The 12,773-nt window shown below is 72.3% G+C and carries 2 protein-coding genes; both read left to right on the top strand.

All coding sequences use genetic code 11. From position 1 onward, the window contains the following. Window positions 1-20: 20 nt before the first annotated feature. Window positions 21-11,033: an amino acid adenylation domain-containing protein gene (locus ACFW9Z_RS15225; RefSeq protein WP_384639882.1), complete on the top strand. Its 11,013-nt coding sequence runs from the start codon at window positions 21-23 to the stop codon at window positions 11,031-11,033. Window positions 11,034-11,042: 9 nt separating this feature from the next. Further along, window positions 11,043-12,743, top strand: a complete 1,701-nt coding sequence (locus tag ACFW9Z_RS15230) for an ABC transporter ATP-binding protein (protein ID WP_384639885.1) — start codon at window positions 11,043-11,045, stop codon at window positions 12,741-12,743. The last annotated feature ends 30 nt before the right edge of the window (window positions 12,744-12,773 follow it).

Below are 12,773 nucleotides of genomic sequence, written 5' to 3' on the forward strand. Positions count from 1 at the left end.
GGAAGGGTGCTGAGTCTTCGATGATGGAACCGACCGCTCCTCGCGTACTGCTCTCTCCCACCCACTTCGCCGATGTGCGCCGGCGCATCGGCGACTACGACGACCGGACCATCGCCGAAGCGTGCGCCATCGCACTCGCGTACTGGTCCACGGGCACCGGCCCCGACGGCATCGACCTCACCCCCGCCACCTCGTTCGCCGATGTCCTCGGCTGGGCCGACAACGGCGGTGGCTTACAAGAGGGTTGGGAGGTCGGCCCGGACGGTCTGAGCATCACCCTGCCCGACGGTGTCCGGCCCGTCGACGCGCAGCTCGCGCTGGACGACCTGGCCGCCTTCCCGGACCGGCCCGTCGGCACCGTCGGCCCGTCCAGCATCGCGGCGAGGACCGCGACCCTGGCCGAATGGAACGACAACCGGGCCGACCGTCCCCGCCCGACCATCATGGAGATGTTCCGCGAGCAGGCCCGCACCCGGCCGGACGCCGTCGCCATCGTCGACGAGCACCGCACCCTGACCTACCGTGAAGTCGCCCGGAAGTCGGCCCAGTTGGCCCACCATCTGATCGGACGCGGGCTCGGCTCCGAACAGGTCGTCGGCATCTCGCTGGGCCGCTCCGCCGAGATGGTCGTCGGCCTCCTCGCCGTGCTCCAGGCGAAGTGCGCGTTCGTCCCGCTCGACCCGCAGTGGCCCGCCGCGCGCCGGGCCGTCGTCATCGAGGACGCCCGCGTCGTGCTCCAGCTCAACGGCTCGGGCGAGTCCGACGCGGCCGAGCCGGACGCCGTCGCCGTCGACCTCGGTGACTGGAAGTACGGCTCCTGTCCGGCCGAGGCGCCCGAGGCGGCCGTCCACGGCACATCACTGGCGTACGTCATCTTCACCTCCGGTTCCACCGGACGGCCCAAGGGTGCCATGATCCGCCACGAGGCGATCAGCGAGCGTCTGCTGTGGCAGGTCGAGGAGATCCTGCGGTTCGGCCACGACGACGCGTCGCTGTTCAAGGCGCCGCTCTCCTTCGACATCTCCATCAACGAGATCTTCCTGCCGCTGGTCTCCGGCGGCAGGCTGGTGATCCTGCGCCCCGGCGGCGAACGCGACCCGCACCATCTGCTGAGCGTGATCGCCGAGCACCGCGTCACCTTCACCTACCTGGTGTCGTCCATGCTGGACGTGCTGCTGGAGATCGCGGGCGACTCCGACCGCCTCGACTCCCTGCGCCACGTCTGGTGCGGCGGCGAGGTGCTGACCCCGGAGCTCTACGAACGGTTCCGCACCCGGCTCGACATCCCCATGTACCACGGCTACGGCCCCGCCGAGACGACCATCGGCGTCTCCCACGTCATCTACCGGGGCGCCGCCGAACGCCTGTCGACCTCGATCGGCCGGGCCAACCCCAACACCCAGCTGTACGTCCTCGACGAGGAGCTGCGCCCCGTACCCGTCGGTGTCGGCGGCGAACTCTACGTGGGCGGACTCCTCCTGGGCCGTGGATACGTCAACGCCCCCGGCCTCACCGCCTCGCGCTTCGTCGCCAACCCCTTCGCCGCCGACGGGTCCCGGCTCTACCGGACCGGCGACCTGGCCCGGTACGCCCCGGACGGCTCCCTGGACTTCCTCGGCCGCGCCGACAACCAGATCAAGATCCGCGGCATGCGGCTGGAGATCGAGGACGTCGAGGCCTCCCTCGCCGAACACCCCCGCGTACGGCACACCTGCGTCGTCGCCCGGAAGAACAGCGCGGGCGGCACCTACCTGGTGGGTTACGTCATCCCCTCCACCGGCAGCGAGGAGTTGACGGCCGACGAGGTCAAGGCGTGGGCCACCACCCACATGGTCGAGTACATGGTCCCCGCCCACCTCGTCGTCCTGCGCGAGTTCCCGCTCACCGCAAACGGCAAGCTCGACCGCGCCGCCCTGCCGGAACCCCCCACCTCCACCGGGACCCTCGCGGCGCCCAGCGCCGAGAACGAACGGCTGGTGTGCGCGGCGGTCGCGGCGGTGCTGCGCGTGGACGAGGTCGGCGTCGACCAGGACTTCTTCCAGCTCGGCGGCGACAGCATCCTGGCGATCTCCCTGCTGAGCGCCCTGCGGGAGGCGGGCCTCTATGTGACGGCACGTCAGATCTTCGCCAATGCCGGGGTGGGGGCGCTGGCGGCGGTGGCGAGCCGCGAGGACGTCTCCGCCGTGGACCACGGCGACGAAGCCACCGGCCCCGTCGTCGGATCGCCCATCGTGCAGTGGCTCGGCGAGACCACCGACGCGATCGACGGGTTCGTCCAGTCGGTGGTCCTGAACACCCCGGCCGAGCTGACCGCCGACGCCCTCGACGACCTCCTCGCCGCCGTGCTCGACCGCCACGACATGCTCCGCGCCCGGCTGGTGCGCGGCGAGCGCTGGAGCTTCGACATCCCGCGGCCCGGGCAGGCCACCGTGGGGTGGCAGGAGAGCGACGCACCGCTGGAGGAGTGCGTCGAACTGGCCACCGCGGGGCTCGACCCGGACCGCGGAGTGATGGTGCGGGCCGTCTGGCGGCGCCCGGCACGGCAACTGGTCCTGGTCGCCCACCATGTGGTGATCGACGGCGTGTCCTGGCGGATCCTGATGGACGACCTGGCCACGGCCTGGCGTCAGCGCGTCTCCGGTGATCCCATCGAACTCCCGCCCACCGGTACGTCGTTCCGGCGCTGGACCCAGCTGCTCGGGCGCGCGGCCTCAGCCACGGACCACACCCCCTTCCGGCGCGCCCTGCCCGGAGCGGACGTACCGATCGGCGGGCGCGCCCTCACCGAGGCCGACACCGTGGCCCGGGAGCGGACCCGGACCGTGACCGTCGGCGCCGAGGAGACGGCCGCGCTCCTGGGCGAGGTCCCCGCGAAGTTCCACGCGGGCGCCAACGACGTCCTGCTGACCGCACTCGCCGTCACCCTCGCCCGGTGGCGCCGCGACCACGGACAGGACCAGAGCTTCGCCCACATCGAGCTGGAAGGACACGGTCGCGAGGGGCGGTTCGTCGCCGGGACGGCGGGCTTCGAACCCGAACTGTCCCGTACGGTCGGCTGGTTCACCACCCTCTTCCCGGTCACCGTGGACCCCGGAACGGCCCCCGACCTCACCGCGCCCGCCTACCTCGCCACCGCCCTCAAGGCGGTCAAGGAAGACCTCGCCCGGGTACCGGACAACGGCGTCTCCTACGGCGCCCTGCGCTACCTCACCGACACCCGACTCGCCGTCCCCGCGCCCCAGGTGCTCTTCAACTACCTGGGTCGCTACGACGCGGGCGCCTCCGGGGACTGGCAGCTCGCGGGCACCACCGGGCAGTTGGGCGAGAAGCGCGACCCGAGGATGCGTCTGCCACGCGCCCTGGAGTTCAACGCCATCGCCGAACCCGACGCGGGCGGCGCGTACGAACTGGTCACCACCATCTCCTGGCCCGAGGGCGTCTTCACCGACGAGGACATCGCCACCCTCGCCGACTACTTCCGCTCGGCCCTGTCCGCGCTCGCCGCACTGGAGGAGGGCGGCCACACCCCCAGCGACTTCCCCCTGGTGCCGCTCACCCAGGCCGACGTCGACGACCTGGACAGCGCCGAGCTGCGGGACATCCTGCCGCTCACCCCGTTGCAGGAAGGCCTCTACTTCCACTCGGTCTTCGACGACGACGCCACGGGCAGCTACGTCGAGCAGCAACTGCTCACGCTCCAGGGCGAGGTGGACCCCGACCGGCTCGCGGCGGCGGCCACCCGGCTGCTCACGCTCTACCCCAACCTGGCTGCCCGGTTCACCGCCCTGGCCGACGGCCGGGTCGTCTCCGTCGTCGAGAGCGGCACCCGGGCACCCTTCACCGCGCTGGACCGGCCCGGCATCACCGACGACGAGCTCCGCGATCTGGCCGAGCGGGACCGCCGCGCCGGATTCGACCTCGCCACCGGCCCCCTGATGCGCTACACCCTCGTCCGCGCGGGCGCGGGCCGCACCGTCCTGGTGCAGACCGTGCACCACATCATCGCCGACGGCTGGTCGGTGCCCCCGATGCTCCGCACCCTGCTGGCCGAGTACCACGCACCGGGCTCCGTCCACCCGCTCGGCGGTTACCGCGACTACGTGGCCTGGCTCGCGGAACAGGACCAGGACGAGAGCGACCGGGTGTGGCGCGGGGAACTCGCCGAACTGCCCGGCCCCTCCCTGGTCGCCGAAGGGCACACCCCCTCCGAGCGGTTCGCCGACATCGCGGCCGAGCCCGTGGACGACATCGACATCGCCGCACGCTCGGCGGGCGTCCCCCTGAGCGTGGCCGTGCACAGCGCGTGGGCGGTGACCCTGGGAGGCATCCTGCGCGGCCGGGACGTCGTCTTCGGCTCCACCGTCTCCGGACGTGACGCCGAGGTCCCCGGCATCCGGGACATGGTGGGCCTCTTCATCAACACCATCCCCGTACGGGCCCGTTGGGCCGCCACCGACACCGCGTACGACCTGCTGGCCGCGGTGAAGGAGCACCAGAGCGCGGTACTGGCACACCAGCATGTCTCGCTGGCGCGGATCGGCCGGCAGAGCGGTGTGACCGGCCGGGAGAGCGGCACCGGCTCCCTCTTCGACACCCTGGTGGTGTTCGACGTGGCCACCGACGTCGACGCCCTGCGCGGGCCGGACGACACCCTCGCCATCACCGACATCGTCAACGAGGGTGCCCCGCACTATCCGTTGACACTGGTCGTCGAGCGCGCGGGCGACGGCCGACCGCGCTTCAACCTGATCTACGACGGGCAGTTGCTGCGCCGGGAGAGCGCCGAGGCGATCCTCGCCACCTTCACCCGGACCCTCACCGAGCTGCTGAGCCGACCGGACGCCCTGGTCGACGCGCTGACGACGGCCCCCGGGGCCGACAGGGCCCTGGAGCAGGTCGCCCCGGCGACCCTGGGCGAGCTGTTCGACGCCGCCGCGCACCGCGACCCGGCGGCCACCGCCGTGACCCAGTGCGCTCTGGACGGCGGGGCGCGGTCCCTCACGTACGGTGAACTGGCCGCCGAGAAGAACGAGTTGGCCTCGATCCTGCGCACGGCCGGAGTCCGCCCCGGCCATCGGGTCGCCGTCGCCGTTCCGCGCTCCCTGGAGCAGGTCGTCGCCCTGGTCGCCGTCGTCACCGCCGGAGGCGCGTACGTACCACTGGACCTCGCGTACCCGGACGAACGGCTGGAGTACATCCTCGCCGACGCCGCCCCGCAGGTCGTCCTCGTGGACCGGGAACAGCGCGACCGCTTCACCCGGCTGCTGGACCGGGCCGGTGTGGCGGCTCGCGTCCTCGTCCAGGGGGAGGAGCACCCGGCGGACAGTGCCGCCGCACCCGTGGTGAACCCGCAGGACCCCGCGTACGTCATCTACACCTCCGGCTCGACCGGCCGGCCCAAGGGGGTCGTCGTCCCGCACTCCGCCGTGGTGACGCTCCTCGCCAACACCCGGCCGGACATGGGCTTCGGCCCGGACGACGTCTGGGTCCAGTTCCACTCCTTCTCCTTCGACTTCGCCGTCTGGGAGCTGTGGGGCGCACTCGTGCACGGCGGCGAGCTGCTGGTGCCGGAGTACGCGCTGACCCGCTCGCCGGTCGACTTCCACCGGCTGGTCCGCGAGCGCGGTGTGACCGTGCTCAACCAAACCCCGTCCGCTTTCCACCAGTTCATCGAGGCGGACCTGCACGCCGGGGAACCGGTGACGGCGCTGCGCCGCATCATCTTCGGCGGCGAGGCGCTGGACCTCGGGCGGCTGCGCGGCTGGGTCGAGCGGCACGGGACCGGCTCGCCCGAGCTGGTCAACATGTACGGCATCACCGAGACCACCGTCCATGTCACCCACCGGGTGCTCACCGACGAGGACTTCGCCCACGGCGGGGACATCAGTCCGATAGGTGGCCCGATTCCCGGTCTGGCCACCTATCTGCTCGACGACCGGCTCCGTCCGGTGCCCCCGGGCCGGGTGGGCGCCATCTATGTCGCGGGCGACCAGGTGTCCCTGGGCTACCTGGGCCGCCCGGGGCTCACCGCCGCCCGGTTCGTGGCGGACCCGTTCACCGCAGACGGCTCCCGGATGTACCACACGGGCGACCTCGCCCGGCGGACGCTCGACGGTGAGCTGGAGTTCGCGGGACGCGCCGACGACCAGGTGCAGCTGAAGGGGTTCCGGGTCGAGCTGGGCGAAGTGGAGGGCACGGTCAGGGAGTTGGACGGTGTCATCGATGTCGCCGTCACCGTGGCGGAGACCGGGGACCACCTCGTGGCCCATGTGGTGGGCGAGCTGCCCGCCGACTTGACCGCCCTGCTCTCCGCCAAGCTGCCCGTGCACCTGGTCCCGGGCCGGGTGCTGCCGGTCGACGCGCTGCCGCTGACGGTCAACGGGAAGCTCGACCGCAAGGCCCTCACCGAGCGGGCCGCACAGCAGGAGACGCCGGAAGCCACGGGCGGCTCCGACGCCCTCGCCGCACTGATCGGCATCTTCACCGAGACGCTGCCCGGCGCGACCGTGGACGCCGACACCGACTTCTTCGGCGCCGGAGGCGACAGCATCGTCGCCATCACCGTGATCAACCGGGCCCGCGCACTCGGCCTGCCGATCGCACCCCGGGACGTCTTCCTCCTCAAGACCCCGCGCGCCCTCGCCGACCACCTGGCCACACGCGCCCCCCAGGCCGCACCAGCACCACCCTCCCGCCGTGAGGACGGTCCGCTGCCCCTCACACCGATCATCCTGCGCCAGCGCGAGCTGGGCGGATCACTCGCCCGGTTCGCCCAGGCCAGGACCCTGGTGGTCGCCGACGGCACCGGCCTCGCCGACATCCGGCGCGCCGCGAACGCCGTCGTGGCCGCACACCCCGCCCTCCGGCTGCGACTGCGCGTCGAGCACGGCGTATGGGCCCTGCGCACCGAACCCGCCCGCGAGGCCGTCGTCACCACCCCGGACACCGCCGACGCGACGAGCGCCGCCGACGAGGCCGCCGGGCGGCTCGACCCCGGGACCGGGGACCTCATCGCGTTCTCCTGGCTGGCGGCGAGCCACACCCTGGTCGTCACCGTGCACCACCTCGCCGTGGACGCGGTCTCCTGGCTGATCCTCCTCGACGACCTGGCCACCGCCCTGAGCGGGGCCGCACTTCCGCCGCCGACCACGCCGTACGCCGAGTACGCCGAAGCCCTGGCCGTACGGTCCATGGAGCCGATCGACGACCTCGGCCACTGGATCACCACCCTCCAGGCCCCACCCCTGCTGCCCGCGCTCGCGGCCGTGGATACGACCGCGCTTGCGGACACGCCCGAGCCCGTGGACACGACGGCCGCCACGGACCTGCGCGAGATCACCGTCGTCCTCCCGCCCGACCTCAGCGACCTCGTGACCCGCACCGCCCCCGCCGCCCTCGGCACCGGCCTCACCGAACTGCTCTGCGGCGCCCTGCGCACCGCGCTGACCCACATCCAGCGCACAAGCACCACACCGACCGACCTCGCGATCGACCTGGAGCGCCACGGCCGGGTCCCTGCCGAGGAGCACCACGACTACACCCGCACCGTCGGCTGGTTCACCTCCATCGCCCCCGTACGGCTCACCCCGCACACCGACCCCGTAGCGGCCGCCCGCGAGCTCGCCGAACGTCAGCCGGACGAGCACGGGCACACCGCCTACGGCCGCCTCAGGTACCTCAACCCGCAGACGGCCCCCCTCCTCACCGCCCGCCCCCAGGTCCTCTTCAACTACCTCGGCCGGGGCGGCGAGTCACAGGCCCCGCACCTCACCGGCGGCGAGCAGAACAGCCCGTACGCCGTCGAGGTCAACGCCTGGACCGACGACGCCACCGGCAGCCTGCACGCCACCTTCACCCTCGCCGCGGCCATCCCCGACACGATCACCGACCACTGGCTCACCGCCCTGGCCCGGATCGGCGACGCCTCCGCGACCGCCGAGCGCACCGCACCGGTCACCCCCCTGCAACGCGGCCTCTTCTTCCAGGCCCAGATGGCGGGCGCGGCCGGACACTACGTCGCGCAGAGCTACTTCACCTTCGCCCGGCGCCTGGACACCGACGCGCTGGCCGAGGCACTGGCGTACGTCATCGCCCGCCACCCCGTCGTCGGCGCGGGCTTCACCACCGACGGCGACGGGAACCCGGTCCAGCTCCTCAAGGCGGGCCGCCGAGTCGACGTGCGCACGGTCGAGCTGACCACGGATGCCGAGGCCGGGGATGCCGATGCCACGGACGCCGAGGTCGAGGCCCTGCGCACCCGCGACCGCGAGACCGGCTTCGACCCGGGGGAGCCACCGCTCATCCGGGTGACGGTGGTGCGGCTGCCCGACGGCCGGGACGGGCTGCTGCTCAGCTATCACCTGCTGCTCTGGGACGGCTGGTCCCGCGAGATCCTGCTGCGCGACCTCTTCGACGCGTACGAGGCCGTCGTGGCGGGCGAGCCGTGGGACGCGAGCCCGGCCGTGCCGGGGTTCGAGGAGTACGCCCGGACGCTCGCCGCCAAGGACCCCGCCGTATCGGAACGCTTCTGGGCGGACCATCTGGCCGGTCTGCCGGGGCCGACGCTGCTCGCCGGACCCGCCCCGGCCCTCAGCGAGGAGCTGCCGGAGCCGCTCGTGCGGACGCTCTCCGCCGAGCTGACGGAGCTGCTGCGGGAGGCCGCCCGGGTCCACGGCGTGACCCTGAACTCGGTACTGACCGGCGCGTTCGGCCTGCTGCTCGGAGCCCGTACCGGACGGAGCGACGCCGTGTTCGGCGTCACCGTCTCGGGCCGTGAGGGCGAGGGGCACGGTGACATCGTCGGCGTACTCCTCAACACCGTGCCCATGTGGACGCGGGCCCGGCCCGACGAGACGGTCGGCGCGTATCTGTCCGGCGTGCAGGCGGCCCGGGTGGCGGCGATGGACCATGAGCACCTGGGGCTCGGCGAGATCCAGCGGGCCGGCGGGCACGACACCCTGTTCGACAACCTCTTCGTGCTCCAGAACTTCCTGGACCTGGACGCCTTCGCCGCGATGAACGCCCGCCACGGCATCACCTCCGTCCAGGCGGACGACTCCACGCACTACCCGTACACCTGGGTCGTCACCCCCGGCGACCGGCTCACCGTCAAGCTGGAGCACCGCCACGGCGACCCCGAGGCCGCACGCGGGCTCCTGGACGACTACCTGCGGGTGCTGGAGGACGTGGCGCGCCCGACGACGGGGCTGATGGGCGCGCTGCGGGGGCTGGGGCCGGACCCCGAGCCCGCCGTGCGCACCGAGGTCGGCACGGACACGGTCGTCGACCGCTTCGACCTCGCGGCCGACCGTCATCCGGAGCGGATCGCGCTCGTCGCCGAGGGTGCGACCATGACCTTCGCCCAACTCCGCGACCGCAGCCGGGCGGTGGCGGGTGTGCTCGCCCGACGGGGGATCGGACCGGAGACCAATGTCGGCCTGGCCATCCCGCGCTCGCTCGACTGGATCGCCGCGCTCTTCGCCGTACTGCGGGTCGGTGCCGCGTACGTTCCGCTGGAGCTGGACCACCCCGACGAGCGGATCGCGACCATCGTCGAGGACGCCGAGCCCGAGGTGATCCTCACCGTGAGCAGTGTGTCGCCCCGGCTGACCGGTGAGTTGATCGAGCTGGACCGTCCGCTGCCGACCGCCGAGCCGTACGTCACGTTCGCCCCCGACGATCCGGACCGGCTGCGGCACCCCGCGTACACGATCTACACCTCCGGGTCGACCGGGAAGCCCAAGGGTGTGGTGACCGAATACGCCGGGCTCACCAATATGCTGATCAACCATCAGCGGCGCATCTTCGAGCCGGTCCTCGCCGAGCACGGCCACCGCACCTTCCGGATCGCGCACACCGTCTCGTTCGCCTTCGACATGTCGTGGGAGGAGCTGCTCTGGCTCGCCGACGGGCACGAAGTCCACATCTGCGACGAGGAGTTGCGCCGCGACGCACCCCGGCTGGTCGCGTACTGCGCCGACCACGCGATCGACGTCATCAACGTGACCCCGACCTACGCACAGCAGCTGATCGCCGAAGGGCTGCTGGACGACCCGCAACAGCGGCCCCCGCTCGTGCTGTTGGGCGGTGAGGCCGTCACCCCGTCGCTCTGGCAGCGGCTCGCCCGGACCGAGGGCACGGTCGGCTACAACCTGTACGGGCCCACCGAGTACACCATCAACACCCTCGGCGTCGGCACCTTCGAATGCCAGGACCCGGTGGTGGGCGTACCGATCGACAACACCGAGGTGTACGTCCTCGACCCCTGGCTGCGTCCGCTGCCCGACGGGGCCCCCGGCGAGCTGTACGTGGCGGGCATCGGCATCGCCCGCGGCTATCTGGGCCAGAGCGCCCAGACCGCACACCGCTTCGTCGCCTGCCCGTTCGGTGCCCCCGGCGAGCGCATGTACCGCACCGGGGACCTGGTGGTCCGCCGACCCGACGGGAACCTTACCTACCTCGGGCGGACCGACCAGCAGGTCAAGATCCGCGGCCACCGGGTCGAACCGGGCGAGGTGGAAGCCGTGTTCGCCGCCCATCCGGCGGTGCGGTTCGTCGCGGCGGTCGCCCAGCCCGACCCGCAGGTGGACGGCGCCTACCGGCTGGCCGCCTATCTCGTGCTGGAGGGAGCGGAGTTGGCCGAGGTGGCGGGTGAAGTCGGCTCCCGGCTGCCGGACTTCATGCGTCCGACCCACTTCGCCCAGGTCGACAGCATCCCACTGACCGTGAACGGGAAGGCTGACACCAAGGCGCTGCCGGAGGCCCGGCCGCTCGGCGCGCTGACGACGGCGGGGGAGCGCGGACCGGAGACGGAGACCGAGACCGTGGTCTGCGAGTTCTTCGCCGAGGCACTGGACCTGGACGACGACGAGGTGAGCGCGGTGAGCGACTTCGTGTCCCTCGGCGGACACTCCATGCTGGCGGTGCGGCTGATCGGGCTGCTCCGCCGGGAGTACGGTCCAGTGATCACGATCCGCGATCTGTTCACCCTGCGAACGCCGGAAGCGATCGCCCGCCACCTCGACGAGAACTGACACCCCTTGATGAAGACCGACACGAAGCGCTCCCGCCCGGGAGCCGCCATCCTGCGGACCGCTCTGCGCCGCAACATCGGCGCCATGGTCGCGGGCACCGTCCTCATGGGCCTCTACCAGGCGGCGGAGACCGCGTTCCCCATCGCGCTCGGGCTGATCGTCGAGCACACGATGCAGGACCGCAGCCTCGGCTCGCTCGGGGTGTCGATCGGCTCGCTGGCGGTGATCATCACGACGGTGTCCCTGTCGTGGCGGTTCGGCATGCGGGTGCTCCAGAAGGCCAATACGACCGAGGCACACCGCTGGCGCGTCCAGGTGGCCGCCTGCGGGCTCCAGCCGGTGGCCAGGGATGTGGACGGCCTCAAGTCCGGCGAGATCCTGACCATCGCCACCGAGGACGCCGACCAGACGGCCGACATCATCGAGGTGGTGCCGCTGCTGATCAGCTCCCTGGTCGCCGTGGTCGTCGCGGCCGTGGCGCTGAGTCTGGCCGACATACGGCTCGGGCTGCTGGTCATCGTGGGGACCGTCGGCATCCTGTCGATCCTCGCGGTGATGTCCAAGCGGATCGGCTCCAGCACCCAGGTGCAGCAGGCCAAGGTGGCGCGGGCCGGTGCCAAGGTCGCCGACCTCATCATCGGGCTGCGCCCGCTCCACGGCTTCGGCGGCAACCACGCGGCGTTCGGCTCCTACCGCAGGGTCAGCACCGACGCCAAGCGGCAGGCGATCACCGTCGCCCGGGTGAACGGCGCCTACGCGGGCACCGCGCTGGCCCTCAACGCGGCCCTGGCCGCCGCGGTGTCGCTGACGGCGGGCTGGCTGGCGTTCGAGGGCCGGATCTCCATCGGGGAGCTGGTCATGGCTGTGGGCCTCGCGCAGTTCATCATGGAACCGCTCAAGATGTTCTCGGAGATGCCCAAGTACGTGATGATCGCCCGCGCCTCCGCCGAGCGCATGGCGCTGGTGCTCACCGCCCCGCCCGTGACGACCCCGGGCCCCGAGCGCCCGGCTCCCGGCGGAGACCTGGAGGTCGACGGCGTACGGCACGGGACCTTGCAGGGACTGAAGTTCCAGGTCGCCGCCGGGGAGTTCGTGGCGATCGCCCCCTACCAGCCGCGCGCGGCGGCCGAACTCGCGTCGGTGCTCGCCGTGAACGTGGCGCCCCCGGCATACGAGGGAGAGGTGCGGCTCGGCGGCCGGCCGCTCGCGGGGCTGTCGGTCGAGGCGGTCCGCGAGCACCTGCTGGTGAACCCGTACGACGCGGAGATCTTCGGCGGCACGCTCCGTACGAACATCGACCCGTCGGGCAGCAGCCGGTCGGTCCCCGAAGCCGTCGAGGCGTCCATGCTGACCGATGTCGTCGCCCTCCACCGCGACGGGCTCGACTACGCGGTCCGTGACCGGGGGGCGAACCTCTCCGGCGGGCAGCGGCAGCGGCTCTCCCTGGCCCGTGCGCTGGCCGCCGACACCGACGTCCTGGTCCTGCACAACCCGACGACCGCCGTGGACGCGGTCACCGAACAGCTCATCGCCCGCAACATCGCGAAGCTGCGCCGGGGCCGCACCACCCTCGTGATCACCAGCAGTCCGGCGCTCCTGGACGCGGCGGACCGGGTGCTCGTCCTGGACGACGGTGTCATCACCGCCGAGGACACCCACCGCAACCTGCTCGCCACCGACGCGGCGTACTGCGCGGCCGTGGCCCGGTGACACGCGGGCGGGGGCTGCCCCGCCCGCGCA

This window comes from Streptomyces sp. NPDC059452 (assembly GCF_042750035.1).
In the GTDB taxonomy this organism is placed as follows: Bacteria; Actinomycetota; Actinomycetes; order Streptomycetales; family Streptomycetaceae; genus Streptomyces.